Source organism: Streptomyces sp. NPDC104761 (assembly GCF_055583445.1).
Genome location: NZ_JBVJNZ010000016.1, coordinates 29,980 through 43,802 on the forward strand (window position 1 = coordinate 29,980; position 13,823 = coordinate 43,802).

At 71.4% G+C, this 13,823-nt stretch carries 15 protein-coding genes; 4 read left to right on the top strand and 11 right to left on the bottom strand.

All coding sequences use genetic code 11. The annotated features are described in order from the left end of the window. From ACZ63F_RS34455 to ACZ63F_RS34485, 7 genes are all read right to left on the bottom strand, one after another. On the bottom strand, positions 1–1,643 hold a 1,643-nt coding region (locus ACZ63F_RS34455; protein ID WP_469717206.1), incomplete at its 3' end, for a glycoside hydrolase family 28 protein. Positions 1,644–1,654: 11 nt separating this feature from the next. Beyond that, the gene (locus ACZ63F_RS34460; RefSeq protein WP_469717208.1) at positions 1,655–2,440 is read right to left on the bottom strand and encodes a heparin lyase I family protein; all 786 of its coding nucleotides are present in this window, start codon (positions 2,438–2,440) and stop codon (positions 1,655–1,657) included. A gap of 4 nt (positions 2,441–2,444) precedes the next feature. After that, positions 2,445–3,629, bottom strand: a complete 1,185-nt coding sequence (locus ACZ63F_RS34465; protein WP_469717211.1) for a glycoside hydrolase family 88/105 protein — start codon at positions 3,627–3,629, stop codon at positions 2,445–2,447. Continuing rightward, a complete protein-coding gene (pqqE, locus tag ACZ63F_RS34470) occupies positions 3,626–4,717 on the bottom strand; it encodes a pyrroloquinoline quinone biosynthesis protein PqqE (protein ID WP_469717213.1) in 1,092 nt (363 codons plus the stop codon). The genes ACZ63F_RS34465 and pqqE overlap by 4 nt, the downstream gene beginning before the upstream one ends. Next, on the bottom strand, positions 4,714–4,968 hold the full coding sequence (pqqD, locus tag ACZ63F_RS34475) for a pyrroloquinoline quinone biosynthesis peptide chaperone PqqD (protein WP_469717215.1): 255 nt from the start codon (positions 4,966–4,968) through the stop codon (positions 4,714–4,716). The genes pqqE and pqqD overlap by 4 nt, the downstream gene beginning before the upstream one ends. After that, the gene (gene pqqC, locus ACZ63F_RS34480) at positions 4,965–5,738 is read right to left on the bottom strand and encodes a pyrroloquinoline-quinone synthase PqqC (protein WP_469717216.1); all 774 of its coding nucleotides are present in this window, start codon (positions 5,736–5,738) and stop codon (positions 4,965–4,967) included. The genes pqqD and pqqC overlap by 4 nt, the downstream gene beginning before the upstream one ends. A gap of 20 nt (positions 5,739–5,758) precedes the next feature. Next, positions 5,759–5,899 carry a pyrroloquinoline quinone precursor peptide PqqA gene (locus ACZ63F_RS34485; RefSeq protein WP_469717218.1) on the bottom strand — a complete coding sequence of 47 codons (141 nt, stop codon included), beginning with the start codon at positions 5,897–5,899 and terminating at the stop codon, positions 5,759–5,761. 333 nt (positions 5,900–6,232) lie between these two features. Here ACZ63F_RS34485 and ACZ63F_RS34490 point away from each other — a divergent pair, with 333 nt between their 5' ends. Then, positions 6,233–7,069 carry an aldo/keto reductase gene (locus ACZ63F_RS34490; RefSeq protein WP_093498075.1) on the top strand — a complete coding sequence of 279 codons (837 nt, stop codon included), beginning with the start codon at positions 6,233–6,235 and terminating at the stop codon, positions 7,067–7,069. Positions 7,070–7,153: 84 nt separating this feature from the next. Here the strand turns inward: ACZ63F_RS34490 and ACZ63F_RS34495 are convergent, their stop codons facing one another. After that, positions 7,154–7,765: a hypothetical protein gene (locus ACZ63F_RS34495; RefSeq protein ID WP_469717220.1), complete on the bottom strand. Its 612-nt coding sequence runs from the start codon at positions 7,763–7,765 to the stop codon at positions 7,154–7,156. A 226-nt stretch (positions 7,766–7,991) separates the two neighbouring features. Here ACZ63F_RS34495 and ACZ63F_RS34500 point away from each other — a divergent pair, with 226 nt between their 5' ends. Then, positions 7,992–8,684, top strand: coding sequence for a glycoside hydrolase family 75 protein (locus ACZ63F_RS34500; protein WP_469717222.1), 693 nt, complete (start codon positions 7,992–7,994; stop codon positions 8,682–8,684). Positions 8,685–8,818: 134 nt separating this feature from the next. On the opposite strand, the gene ACZ63F_RS34505 is transcribed toward ACZ63F_RS34500, so the two are convergent. Continuing rightward, positions 8,819–9,655, bottom strand: coding sequence for an MmyB family transcriptional regulator (locus tag ACZ63F_RS34505; protein WP_469717224.1), 837 nt, complete (start codon positions 9,653–9,655; stop codon positions 8,819–8,821). 87 nt (positions 9,656–9,742) lie between these two features. Between ACZ63F_RS34505 and ACZ63F_RS34510 the strand changes: the two genes are divergently transcribed. After that, positions 9,743–10,699: an LLM class flavin-dependent oxidoreductase gene (locus ACZ63F_RS34510; RefSeq protein ID WP_469717226.1), complete on the top strand. Its 957-nt coding sequence runs from the start codon at positions 9,743–9,745 to the stop codon at positions 10,697–10,699. Positions 10,700–10,758: 59 nt separating this feature from the next. On the opposite strand, the gene ACZ63F_RS34515 is transcribed toward ACZ63F_RS34510, so the two are convergent. After that, complete coding sequence (locus ACZ63F_RS34515) at positions 10,759–11,670, bottom strand: class I SAM-dependent methyltransferase (protein ID WP_469717228.1); 912 nt, start codon at positions 11,668–11,670, stop codon at positions 10,759–10,761. A gap of 87 nt (positions 11,671–11,757) precedes the next feature. Here ACZ63F_RS34515 and ACZ63F_RS34520 point away from each other — a divergent pair, with 87 nt between their 5' ends. Then, the gene (locus tag ACZ63F_RS34520) at positions 11,758–12,570 is read left to right on the top strand and encodes a phytanoyl-CoA dioxygenase family protein (protein WP_469717230.1); all 813 of its coding nucleotides are present in this window, start codon (positions 11,758–11,760) and stop codon (positions 12,568–12,570) included. Between the two features lie 284 nt (positions 12,571–12,854). Here ACZ63F_RS34520 and ACZ63F_RS34525 read toward each other — a convergent pair whose 3' ends face one another. Continuing rightward, the gene (locus ACZ63F_RS34525; RefSeq protein WP_469717232.1) at positions 12,855–13,808 is read right to left on the bottom strand and encodes a helix-turn-helix transcriptional regulator; all 954 of its coding nucleotides are present in this window, start codon (positions 13,806–13,808) and stop codon (positions 12,855–12,857) included. Positions 13,809–13,823 lie beyond the last annotated feature (15 nt).

Consider the following 13,823-nt stretch of genomic DNA (forward strand, 5'->3'; position numbering starts at 1 on the left):
GCGTAGTCTGTCCAGTTTGTGCGGGCTGGCGCGATGCGAACACCCGAGGCCAGCGCGCCCCCACAAGCAAAGGCACGGATAACTCCTTTGCGTTCCCCCCCCCCTCCCCCCCCCCCCCCCCCCCCGGTGCAGTCCTGACTGCCGGAGACGCGCAGCGCGCCGCCCGAGGTGTTGTGACCGTCCGTCACGCAGGCGCCCGTGACGTCCTGGAGGCCGATGTCGTACGGGGATCCACTCCCCTTCTGGGCGGTGAAGCGGGTGAGGCGGAGGTCGCTCGCCGCGTTGGCGATGACCGCGGGGCGGGCGTCGTTCGCGGCGAACTTGACGCTGCTGTCGGTGAACTGGACGTGGTCGGCGTTGTGTACGTACCACCCGTAGGCGGGCCGGGTGCCGATGGCCTTGGGGTTGTAGTCGTTCGGGTCGTTGCTCGGCACTCCGGTGGACATGGTGCCGTTGCCGCCGGGGACCGTGATGTCGACGTTGTTGAAGGTCACCCCGCTGATGCGGTGGCCGCTCTCGCCCCACAGGGTCGGGCTGAAGGAGGGGCTGTTGCCGGTGGCGGTGATGTCGTCGTACGTGACATTGCTGATCGAGCCGACACCGGGACTGTTCCCGCAGCGTTTCCGCGTGCCGATCTTCTCCATGATCGGCGAGTGCACGTTCGTCATCGTGATGTCGCGGTAGTGGACGTCGGAGATCTTCGCGCCGTCCATGGAGACCATGCCGAGGCCGGACTTGTCGGCACCGTCGATGCGGATGTTCTCGAACTGGTAGTCCGAGAAGTCGCCACAGGTCTCGGAGCCGAACATCAGCGCGTTGCAGCACTTCGCGCCGAGCGTCGAACCGCTGACCCGGACATGCCCGTTGGGCAGCTTGGCGCCGAGGGCGTAGTCGCTCTTGAAGACCAGGGCGTCGTCGTTGGCGTGGATGGTGGCATTGGTGATCGTGGCGTTCGTGGTGGAGATGACGTTCCAGCCGTCGCGGTCGCTCGCGGTGTCGATGGTCAGGTGGTCGGACGTCACGTTGGTGCAGCCGTTGATGAGGGCCGCGAAGTGGCCGCCGCGGCGGAGGGTGAGACCGTCACCGATCCGGAGGCCGTCGCACCGGGTCAGCGAGAGGATCTTGTCGGCCTCGCCGGTCTTCGGGTTGCCGGTGATCAGGTTGCCCGCGCCGTCGATGACGCCCTGCCCCACGAAGCCGATGTCGGTGAGCCTGTCGCCGTAGATCATCGCGTCGTGGAAGTGGCTGTGCCCGTAGTCCTGGTAGGAGTCGTACGGGTTGGACTCGGCCTTGTCGTAGGTGTCCGCGCTGGAGCCCTGGAGGGTGGCGCCCTTGTCGAGCTGGAGCGTCACATGGCTCTTCATGTGGATCGTGTTCTTGGACTTGTAGGTGCCGGCGGTGAAGCGGACGGTGCCGCCGCCCGCGGAGTTCGCGGCCGTGACGGCCTTGTCGATGGCAGGGCTGTCGTTGGTGGAGCCGTCGCCCTTGGCGCCGTAGTCACGCACGTCGTAGACGGCGCCGGCGCGGGGTGCGGCGGTGTGCTGGGCGGCGAGGGCCGCGGGGTGGGTGAGGCCGAGGACCACGGCCACCACGAAGAGGATGACGGCCGCCGCTCGGCGGCCCGGACCGGTGGGGGGTTTCATGTGGCGTCTCCTCACACCAGTTGGTAGCCACGGAGGTTGGTGAGCAGGAGATAGGTGTCCTGCAGGGATCCGGAGGTGTCACCCAGGGAGCGGTAGATGCCCCACTTCGGGCGGACCCGGTCGGCCAGGAAGGTGTCCACGCCGGTCTTCGAGGCGTCGATCACGGTGGCGCCGCCGGACTTGAGGATCCAGCGGACCGAACCCGCCGAGCCGTTGCCGACCTTGATCTGGAAGTCGACGTCGGTCCAGGTGTCGTGCAGCGGGTCGAGGTCGGTGCGGCCGACGATGATGCCGTCGGTGGCGAGGTTCAGCTCGATGGTCTGCTTGCCGTTCACCCGGCGCAGCGACTGCGTGACGATCGGGGAGGTGCCGGTGCCGGGCTGCTTCATCTGCATGATGTGGGTGAAGGTGGTGGTCGCCTTGAGCGAGCTCGGGATGTACATGGAGTACGTCACCCGCCAGGTCTGGCCCTGGTTCCACTTGAGGTAGTCGCTGCCGCTTCCGTTCCGCAGGCCGGTGACCTCCTGGCGCTGCCGGTCGGTGGAGGTGTCCCGGTCGACCATGTGCATGTTGAAGCGCCAGTTGTTCCCGGTGGCGAAGATGTGCGGATGCCCGGCGGGGTGCGAGTCGGCGCGGTCGTCCTCGACCGTCTCGAAGGCGCCCAGTCCGTCGCTGCTCGCGGAGGGGGCCCACTTCTGCTGCCAGGAGGCGGCGTGGGCAGTGGCGGGCAGCCCCAGCGTCGCTCCGGCCGCGCCCGCGGCAGCCGCGCCCAGCAGTGTTCTTCTGGATGTGCTCATGACATTAATCGCCTCGCAGTTGTTCGTTCATGATCAGGAAGGCGCCCAGACCGTGGAAGTCGTTGGTGGCCCGGGAACGGCCGACGTAGTACGCGTAGTCGCCGACGTTGGTGCCGACGGAGATGTCGGCGAGGTTGGTGCGGCCGTCCGAGCCGACCGAGAGCTTCGCCAGCACGCCCTGGTAGCCGCGGTGCGCGACGGCGGCGTAGTGCGGATCGAGGTAGCCCTGCTGGACGCCGCGGGAGAGGGCGTAGGTGAACATGCTGGAGCAGGAGGTCTCGGTCCAGTTGCCGGACTGGTTGCCCTTGTCCATCACCTGGAACCAGCGACCGGTCGCCGGGTCCTGGTACTTCTCCAGACCGGCGGCCAGCTTGCGGAAGATGGACAGGAGTTGGGGGCGCCGGGCCTGGGTCGCCGGGATCGCGTCCAGGACGTTGACGATCGCCATGGAGTACCAGCCGACGGCGCGGCACCAGTGCTCGGGGGCGAGCCCGGTCTGCGGATCGGCCCAACTCGCGGTCCCCGACTCGTCGTAGGCGTGCTTGAGCAGTCCGTTCGCGACCTGCAGATGACTGCCGTAGACGTACAGCTGCTTCGCCGCCTCGTCGTCGGTGTAGGTGCTGTCGCCGAACTCCCTGCCGTACTCGACGAGGAACGGGTTCACCATGTAGACGCCGTCCGCCCAGAGTTGGTGGGCGCGGCTGGAGTTGTCCGCGTGCCAGAAGCCGCCGTCGCCGGTGCGCGGATAGGTGTTCAGACGGTCGCGGATCTTCTTGGCCGCCTTGCGGTAGCGGTCCTGGCCGGTCTCGTGGTGCAGGATCACCAGGAGCCGGCCCGCCTGCATGCTGTCCAGGCTGTTGAAGGACTGGTCGATCGACCCGTCGCTCTTCACGAACCGGTCGACGTAGTTCTTGATGTAGGTGAGGTAGCGGGGGTCGTGGGTGCGCCGGTAGGTGAGGTACTGGCCGTAGAGGTAGAGGCCGATCGGGTAGGACCAGCCGCCGATGGTGCTCGGGGTGTAGCGGGCCATGGTGGAGTCGACGACCGCGGTGGACCAGTCGGCGGCCGCGGCCGGCCTGGCCGGGGCGGCGGCCACCGCGAGGGCGGGCGGGGGGACGGCCGCGGGGAGCGCGACCAGCGGGGCGGTGGTGAAGGCGACGGCCGCGAGGGCGACTCGCAGGCGTTTCATGGTCCTCCTTCTGCAGGGGCTTCTCTGGGGGCGGCGGCCTCGGAGGTCCGCCGCAGGGGAACGAGGTGGTGGTCGGGGGCGTGGCGGCAGGCCGGGTCGGGGTTGCGGGCGTCTCCGGTGAGTGCGTACGCCTGGCAGCGGCAGCCGCCGAAGTCGGTGGTGCGCAGGGCGCAGCCGCGGCAGGGCTCGCGCATCCAGGACTCGCCCCGGTAGGCGTTGAAGGCCCTCGACTCCCGCCAGATCCAGGCGAGTCGGCGGTCCCTGACACTGGGCGGGTCGAGGCCGGGCAGGGTGGCGGCGGCCGGGCAGGGCAGGACGGTGCCGTCGGGGGTGACGGTGAGCGAGATCCGGCCCCAGCCGCCCATGCAGGGTTTCGCCGTGCCGGCGAGGATGTCGGGGGCGACCCAGACCAGCTCCGGTTCGTCCAGGCGCCGGCGCCAGCGCAGGACTGCCTCGCGGGCCCGCTCGACCTGTCCAGGCAGTGGCAGCAGGGCGGCTCGGTTGCGGGCGGCCCAGCCGTGGTACTGGGTGTTGGCCAGCTCGATCCGGTCCGCGCCCCAGGCCACGCCGAGCGCGATCAGGTCGTCGACGGCGTCCAGGTTGCCCCGGTGCAGGACGACGTTCAGGCCGAAGGGCAGGCCCGCCGCCCGGATCAGCCGGGCCGCGCGCTCCTTGGCCGCGAACGACCGGGCGCCCGCGATGCGTTCGGCGGCCGTCGGCGCCGCGTGCTGCACGGACAACTGCACAGCACGCAGCCCGGCCCCGACCAGCCCTGCCAGCCGCCGCTCGGTCAGTCCGAGCCCGCTGGTGACGAGCTGGGTGTGCAGGCCGGCGGTGTCCGCGGCGCCGACCAGCTCGGGCAGATCGCGCCTGAGCAGCGGTTCGCCACCGGACAGATGGGTCTGGACGACGCCCAGCTCGCCGGCCTGCCGGAACACCTCGGCCCACTGCGCGGTCGACAGCTCCGCTGACCGACCGATCAGTCGGACGGGGTTCGAGCAGTAGCCGCAGTGGAGCGGACAGGCGTGGGTGAGTTCGGCGAGCAGTGCCCAGGGCGGCGCGGGTCCGCCCGGCTCCGCGGTCGTCATCGCAGCCATCCCTCCTTCCGCAACGCGGTCAGGAACTCCGGGACCTCGGCCGCGACCGGGGCGCCCGGGAAGGCCCCGGACAGTTCTGCGACGATCTCGGGCACCGCCCGGGTGCCGTCGCACAGCCGGAGCACGCCGCCCGCCCGGCCGTGCAGCACGACCACCCGCTCGGGCAGCAGCAACAGGTCGGTGCCGCGGACCCGGTCGTGGCGCAGCAGGGCCGTGCGGGCGAGGACGGGGCGCCAGGTCATGGCCCGCCGCCGTCCGCAGCGCCGTCCCGGCCCCCGGTGTCCCCCCGGTCCACGGCGTCGAGCAGCGCCCAGAGCACCTCGCACTTGTAGGCGAGGGCGGCGACTGCGCGGTGCTGCTCCTCACGGGTGCGGGCCCAGGACAGGACCAGCGCGAGGGCCTCCGCGCCGTCCCGGGCGCCCTGGTCGACGCGGGTGCGGAAGTAGCCGAGGCCGGCCGGGTCGATCCACGGGTAGTGGCGTTCGAAGGCGGCGATGCGGGTGCGCATCAGGCCGGGCGCGGACAGTTCGGTGAGGGAGGCGGCGACCGCGTCCAGGGCGGGGCGCAGGCGGCAGAAGGTGACGTACCCCTCGACCGCGAAGCGCACCCCGGGCAGCACGCGGGAGCTGTCCCACAGCTGTTCGCGAGAGAGGCCGGCCGCCTCGCCGAGGCGCAGCCAGCGCTCGATACCGCCCTCGCCGTCGGCGGCGCCGTCGTGGTCGCGGATGCGGCGCAGCCACGGGCGGCGCAGCTCGGGCCGGTCGAGCCGGGCGAGGATCAGGGCGTCCTTGACGGGGATGTGCCGCTGGTAGTGGAAGCGGTTGGCGATCCAGCGGCGCAGTTCGGCGGGGGTCAACTCGCCCCGGTGCATGCGCTGGTTGAAGGGGTGGCGGTCGTGGTAGCGGTCGGCGGTGACGGCGCGCAGTCGTGCGGCGAACTCCGCGGCCGGCCAGGGGTCCGGGTCCGATCCGGGGTGGACGGTGGTGGCGGTGGTGGCGGTGGTGACGGTCATGGTGGCCCGCCCGGGGCCGATCAGCGGTCGCCGAGGAAGTAGCCGGTCACTTCCAGGGCGGTCTCCACGATGTGGTAACCAGGGCTCCGCCAGACCTTTTCATCCGATGTCTGCGGGACGGCGGGTGCCTGCTGACGGTCCTCGGAGGTCGTCTCGTTCATGGGGTGGGTACCTGCTTTCCTGAGGTTGGGGGGTCTCAGCGCGCAGAGAGAGATTTCTCGTTCACAGGGAACGATCGGGAAACCCACAGGGATGTTCACATCTCTGGACCGGGTTCAGCGATACGTCCGACGATGCGCACCAGAGTCCCGGCAGAGACGGGCCCCGGTCAATGGTCCGGACCCATAACGTCGGATGCATTTCCGGCCAATCTCCGCCCGCAGGGGCCGGCCCGCCGGACAGTTCCGGCGGATTCCGCGGTCAGGAATGCGTCGGGGCGGATGATCGTTGACGATGGGTGTACCACCTGTCGACAACCTAAGGATCGAGAGCTCGTGAGCAGCAAGGTCCCCCCGAAAATCCTCAACAACGGCGTCGAGATGCCCCAGCTGGGCTTCGGCGTGTGGCAGGTGCCGGACGACGAGGCCGAGCGGGCCGTCGCCACGGCACTGGAGGCCGGGTACCGCAGCATCGACACAGCGGCGATCTACGGCAACGAAGAGGGCACCGGCAAGGCGATCGCCGCGTCCGGCGTACCGCGTGCGGACATCTTCGTCACCACCAAGCTCTGGAACGCCGACCACGGGTACGACGCCACGCTGCGCGCCTTCGACGCGTCGCTGGCGAAGCTGGGCCTGGACTACCTGGACCTGTACCTGATCCACTGGCCGCTGCCGGCCCGGGGCAAGTACATCGACTCCTACAAGGCGTTCGAGAAGCTGTACGCGGACGGCCGCGTCAAGGCGATCGGTGTGTCCAACTTCCTTCCGGAGCACCTGGAGCGGCTGATCGCGGAGACCTCCGTCATCCCGGCGGTCAACCAGATCGAGCTGCACCCGCACCTGCAGCAGCACGCTGCCCGCGAGTACCACGACGAGCAGGGCATCGCCACCGAGGCCTGGTCGCCGCTCGGCTCGGGCAAGGGCCTGCTGGAGGTCCCGGCGATCGTCGCGATCGCGCAGAAGCACAACCGCACCCCGGCCCAGGTCGTGCTGCGCTGGCACATCCAGCTCGGCAACGTCGTGATCCCGAAGTCCGTGACCCCGTCCCGGATCAAGGAGAACATCCAGGTGTTCGACTTCAGCCTGGACACCGAGGACCTCGCGGCGATCAGCGCGCTCAACGAGGACCGACGCATCGGCCCGGACCCGGCCACCTTCGACGTGGGCTGACCCGGAGCCCGTCCCGCCGACGGCCGTTCCGCCCCGCCGGGGCGGGGCGGCCGTCCGCGTTCCCGGACTCCCGTGCGGGGCAGGTCAGTCGGCGCGGACGTCCGCGTGCAGGACCTCGAACTCCTCCAGACCGACCACCGTCACACGGGCCTTGGCGGCGTCCGCGCGCCGGGCCTCGGCCTGTCCGGCGCGCGAGGCGGCCATCGAGGCGCGGTCGACGAAGAGCGAGCCGGCCACACCCCGGCCCCGCTCCCGGTCGACGAAGAGGGAGCACTGGGCGAATCCGGGCAGTCCCTCCAGCCGGGGCACCGCCGAGGAGCGGAAGGTCTCGGCGAACAGGTCCGTGTCGGCGGGGTCGAACTCCACCCGGGTGGAACGCAGACCACCGCCGGTTCTCGGCGGCCGCACGGTGTGGTGGACGGCGACCTCGTAGTTCTCGACGGCGACGGTACCCGCGAACGGCTCCAGCATCGGCCTGCGCCGCTCGCGCATCACCTGGTCGCTGTTGCGCCGGGCCGCCTCGGTGCCCCACCAGCTCACCGCGAGCAGTTTGCCCAGCTCCCGGTCGATGAAGACGCCCGCGCCCCGGTACTCGGGCCGCTCTTCCAGCAGTTCGCGCCCCTCGCTGTTCAGCGCTCTGACGGCCGCCTCGAGTTTCGCCGGATCGCCGGTGACGTACACTGCGCGTACGAACATGACCCCTCGCCTTCCAGGAGCCACCGGAGCCACCGCCGAATCCCCGCACGGCTCCTGAGCAAATATCCGGAATGTCCTGCCCCACCAGTCTTCCCTGGCGGTCATATCACCGCAATGCGCGAGAAATCACCGAGTTGACATCCAGGACTTGACGCGAACATGCAGCCGGGTCCACCTTGTACGTCACCCGGTCAGGAAACTTTCCTAACAGAAGGGGACCCCCACAGTGCGCATCCGAACACTGACCCTTGCCGCGGCCTCCGGGGCCGCACTGCTCGCCGCCGGAGTGCTGCCCGCGAGCGCGTCCGGCGCCGTCCCGAAGTCCGCCCAGGAGGGCTCGGTCAGCGCGGCCGACCTGCTCGCCAAGGTGAAGTCCTGTTCCCAGATCTCCAACGGCAAGTACAAGACCGACGACGAGACGTCGGCGACGATTCCCGTCTGCGGCAAGAACGGCGCGGTCTTCTGGAAGGCCGACATGGACATCGACTGCGACGGGCAGCGCACCACCAACTGCAACGAGGACCGCGACCCCTGGTACCAGGACGACACCGCCTTCCACCAGTCCGACGGCAAGCCGCTGAAGGCCGAGTCGCTGCCGTACATCGTGGTCCCCAGCTCCAGCAGCATCTGGAACTACTCCAGCGCCGGCATCAAGGGCGGCGGTGTGGTCGCCGTGATCTACAACAACAAGGTCGAGTACGCGGTGGTCGGTGACACCGGCCCCACGAAGATCATCGGTGAGGCCTCCTACGCCACCGCCAAGGCGCTCGGCATCGACCCCGACCCGGCGACCGGCGGCGCCGACTCCGGTGTGACCTACATCCTGTTCAAGAACTCCAAGGTGTCCCCCATAGAGAGCCACAGCGCGGCGGTGACCCTCGGCGACCAGCTGGCCAAGCAGTTCCTCGCCAACAACTGACCGATGCCCTCGCACCCTGCCACCGGCCCGGGGCGGGCGGACGGCCCGGTACCGCGCGGTACCGGGCCGTTCCGGCACCTCACCTGCGGCGCGCTCGGCCTCAGGTGCCGCAGGTCGCGCGCTCGGGCACGCCGTCATGGCCGGTCCCGGTTGCGTGCCGTCGGATGTGGTCGAGGTGCCGGGTCAGGGTCGACCGGCTGTCCCCGGGGGCCGGCGGCAGCAGAGGGTGCTGTGCGTCCGGCGGCCGCCAGGAGTGCCTCGGCGGTCGCCGGGTCGGCCGGCAGGAATGCCTCCAGCTTCAGCTCGGCGAGTGTCACGTCGACGGCCGTGGCGAAGGTCGTCACGGTCGTCATCAGGCGCAGTTCGCCGTACGACGACCGCAGGCGCAGCGGCACCGCGAAACCCAGAGCCCCGGCGGACGGCTCCAGGTCGGGAACGTATCCGGTGAGTTCGGAGCGCAGCTCCTCGAGGTGACCGAGGCGGGCCAGGATGTGGCGTGCCCACTCGGCGAGGTTGACGATGCGGGGAGCCAGGCCGTCCGGGTGCAGGGCGAGGCGGTAGATGTTCGTGCCCTCGCCCACCAGGCGGGGAGCCGCACCCTCGGTGATGAGGTCGAACGCGGTGTTCGCGGCGATCAGGGCACCGCCGCGGTCCACCACCAGCGCCGGATACGGCAGATGCCCGCGCAGGATGTGGCCGATCGCCGTGCGCACGGGCGCCAGCGCCGGGTCGTCGAACGCGCTCTCGGGGTAGGCGGGCGCGTAACCGGCGGCCAGCAGCAGTTCGTTGCGCTCCCGCAGCGGCAGTTCCAGCGACTCGGCCAGGCGCACGACCATGTTCCGGCCGGGGACGGACCTGCCGGACTCGATGAAGCTGAGGTGCCGCTGGGTGGTGCCCGCCCGGAGCGCCAGGTCGAGTTGGCTGAGACGACGGCGGGTACGACGTTCGCGAAGCGCACGGGAGAAGTCCACGCGCCTGTTCTAACGGTGACGGAGAGCCCCGGGCCATTCCCCGCAGGGAATTGCCGCCCGTTCACATCGCCCGTGACCATCGCCGGCATGGACATCGGTGTACTGCTTCCGACCGGAACCGCCCAGTGGGGCCCGTCCGACGACCCTCGTGAGCTGATCTCCTTCGGCCGGCGGGCCGAACGCCTCGGCTTCTCCTCGCTCTTCGTCAACGACTCCCTCGTCAGCCCCCGCATCGAGGCGCTCACGATGCTGGCCGCGCTCGCTCCCGCGACCGAGAACGTGACGCTGGGGACGGCGGCCCTGATGCCGTTCCTGCGCCGTCCCGTGCAGGCGGCCCAGTCCCTCGCGTCGATCGACCTGCTGTCCGGAGGCCGGCTCACCGTGACCGTCGGCGCCGGCTTCCCCGGGCGCTTCGGACGGCCCCTCTACACGCTGTCCGAGCTGCCGTGGGCCAGGCGCTTCGCCCGCCTGGACGAGACCGTCGCCCTGTGGCGGGCCCTGTGGGACGGTGCCGGAGCCTTTCACGGCGAGATCCTCCGGTTCGCCGACATCCCGCCCGCGACCAGGCCGTTCCGACCCGGCGGGCCGCCCGTCTGGCTCGGCGGCGCGACCCCTGCGGCGCTGGCCCGTACCGGCCTGATGTACGACGGATGGCTGCCCTACCCGCCCGAACCGGCCGACTACGCGTCCGGCCTCCGCGACATCCACCGAGCAGCGGCCGATGCCGGGCGCGCCGGCGCGGACGTCACCCCCGCGCTGTTCGTCTCGGTACGGATCGACGACGACGTCGAGAGCGGTCGCCGAGCACTGGACGGCTACGCACGGGCCACGTACGGCATGCCGCTGGAGGAACTGGAGAAGATCCAGGCAGTCGTCGCAGGCTCCGCCGGCCAGGTGCGCGAGCGCCTCGGACAGTACGTCGCAGCCGGTGTCCGGCACCTCGTCGTACGCCTCGGATCCCTGGGCCTGCCCTCCCAGCGCGACCAGCTCGAACGGGTCGCTGACCTGATCCCGGCCGTACGGGCGGCGGCGGATCACGCCTGACGCTCCGGCGGCTCCTGAACCCGGCCGGGCCACCCGGGACGCCGACAGCGGGGCAGGTTTCAGGCGGGCCGTACCGCCGTGTGCACCGTGCGGGCGCCGAGGACGAACAGGTCGGACCTGCGGTGCAGGCTCGCCGGGTCGGCGGGGTCGAGGAGGCGGTCCAGGGTGGCGCGGTCCTCGGCGTGGAGGTCGTCGGTGAGGGTGTCGCGGAAGCGGGCGAAGATCTCGACGGCGTAGGCGCGGGCCCGGTCGGGGGCGGGCGCCGGCAGGTCGATCAGGAAGCTGCGGGTGCGCGCGTACTTGAGGCCTGCGGAGGAGAGCAGAGTCGGCCAGTCCTCGGTCTCGGCGACCGAGCCGGGCAGTTCGGCGCGCATCCGCGCGAACCACTCCTCCTGCAGCGCGTCAAGGCGGGCCTGGAGCCCGGGACGGCCGATGCCGATGTCGCGGGGCAGGAAGCGGCTGGGCAGGCCTCCTTCGAGGATCGCCAGGGTGCCGCCGGGCGCCAGCCGCTCGGCGAAGGCGGTGAGCGCGGCCCGCTGGTCGCCGAGGTGGTGCAGGCTGTGCCCGGCCCACAGCAGGTCGGCCGGGTAGTCCAACTCGTCCAGCGCACCCGGGAGTTCACCGGCGAGCACGCCGAAGCGGTCGGCCACGCCCAGCCGCTCGGCGCGGGCCCTGGCCCGGTCCAGGAGCGGCTCGCTGGCGTCCACGGCCAGCACCCGCGCACCCGGGAACACCTCGGCGAACAGGCACGACACCACTCCCGGCCCGCTGCCGGCGTCGACGATCAGCCCCGGTTCGGTGACCTCCTTGCCGAGCCAGTTCAGCGCGCTCTCGTACAGGGGTGCGAAGAGCTCCGCCTGCGACTCCAGGTGACCGGCCATCTCGGCCCAGTCGATGTCGGTGTTGGAGTGGGCGTGGTTGTGGTCGTGGGTGTGCTTGCGGGTGTCCGCGTGGTGGTGGTCGTGCGCCATGGGGTCAGCCTCTCGTCCGGGTGCCGCCAGGGTGCGACGGCGCACCGCCCCGAGGCCAGTCCTCTTGCCGGTGCGGCAAAAAACCCGATGCGGACGGCAAGGCGGACGGTCCAGGATGGCAGGGTGGACGACGAGCTGGTGGACCGCTTCCTGACCGACGGTTTCGTGAAGATAGAGGGCGCCTTCCCGTCGCGCGTCGCCGAGGACTGCGCCCGGCTGCTGTGGCGCGAGACGGGGTACGACCCGCACGCCCCGGACACCTGGAAGGACCCCGTGGTGTGGGTGGGCGGCATGGCGCAGGGCCCGTTCGCGGCGGCCGCCAACTCCCCCGAACTGCACCGGGCGTTCGATCTGCTGGTGGGCGAGGGCCGCTGGGTCCCCCGGTACTCGCTGGGGAGCTTTCCGCTCCGGTTCCCGCACCCGGAGGAGCCCGACGACGCCGGTTGGCACATAGAGGGCAGCTACCTCCCGGACGGCGTCGAGACCCGCTGGCACCACACGAACCTGCGCTCCCGCGACCGCGCGCTGCTGATGCTGTTCCTCTTCTCGGAGGTGACCGAGCAGGACGCGCCCACCCGGATCCGCGTCGGCTCGCACCTCGACGTCCCGGCGGTCCTGGAGCCGTACGGCGAGGAGGGCGTCTCGATGCTGGACATCGCCCCGGAGGTCGTCGAGGCCTCGGCGCACCGCCCCCTCGCGTACGCCACCGGCCACCCCGGTGACGTCTACCTCTGCCACCCCTTCCTGGTCCACGCGGCCCAGCCGCACCACGGCACCCGCCCCCGCTTCATGGCCCAGCCGCCGTTGATGCCGGCCGCTCCCTACGAGCTGGAGCGGCCGGACGGGGCCTACTCGGCGGTGGAGTCCGCCATTCGTCGGGGCCTGTCCCGCGCCCCGTAGGGGCGCTGGGGGTCCCCCCGGCCGAAGGCTGGGGGAGGGACTGCGCGACCAGCCACACACGGCCCGCAGCGTCGGATCCGGCTCAGACGGTCATCACGACAGCGGCGGACAGGCGTTGGCCATCAGCTGCTGGAACTGGGCGGAGAACCAGTGTCCCCGACGGGGCGCCGGGTGCACCGCTTCTCCCGGGAGCCGTCCGAAGGTTCCGCGTGCGTCGCCTCGCCACCTGACGGCGGGGCCGATCCGACGGGCCGTCCCCACCCGCGCTGGGGACGGCCCGGCAGTCAGCCGGCGTCGTCGGCCTCGCGGTTGCCGTATCTCTCGGCCAGTTCGGCGATCGTGCGAGCCATGCGTGCGCGCAGTTCGGGCGGCCCCAGGACCTCGATGTCCGTGCCCAGGCGGAGGAACTGGGCGGTCGCGTGGTCGACCGACTCGATCGGGACGCGGGCGAGGGTCCAGGCGGCGGTCGTCCCGACCGTCTCCGCCCTGGGGAGCGTCACCCCCGGCGCGAGCCGGACCAGGGCCTCGCCGCCGTCGCCGTACAGCCGGACGTGGAAGTCGCGTTGGTACGCGGTCCAGTGGGCGGCCAGGTCGAAGGCTTCCGGGCGGCTGAACTCCTCGTCCAGGAGGGTCAGTTCGAGGATCTGGTCGACGCGGTAGGTGCGCGGTCCTGGGGCCGCGACGACGTACCAGCGGCCCGCCTTGAGGACCAGTCCGTACGGTTCCAGGCGGCGCCGCACCTCGGTCGGCTCGCGCCAGCGGCGGTAGCGGACGTCCAGGGCACGGCCGTTCCAGACCGCCTCGGCGACCGCCGCGAGGTACGGCGTCTCGTCGGCGTCCGCGTACCAGCCGGGGGCGTCGAGGTGGAAGCGGCCGCTGATCCTGTCGGCGTGGCCGCGCAGCTCCGGCGGCAGGGCGGCGCGGACCTTGAGCTGGGCGGCGGCCAGGACCGGGCCGAGCCCGAGGTCGGCGGCGGGGCCGGGGGCGCCGGCCAGGAAGAGGGCCTCGGCCTCCGCCGTGGTGAGGCCGGTGAGGCGGGTGCGCCAGCCGTCGAGAAGGCGGTAGCCGCCGGCATGGCCCGCGTCGCCGTACAGCGGGACGCCCGCCGCGCCCAGGGCCTCGACGTCCCGGTAGACCGTGCGGACGGACACCTCCAGCTCCGCGGCGAGCTGGGCGGCGGTCATCCGGCCCCGGGTCTGGAGCAGCAGGAGGATGGCGACGAGCCGGCTGGACTTCACCGCCCCAGGATCCCC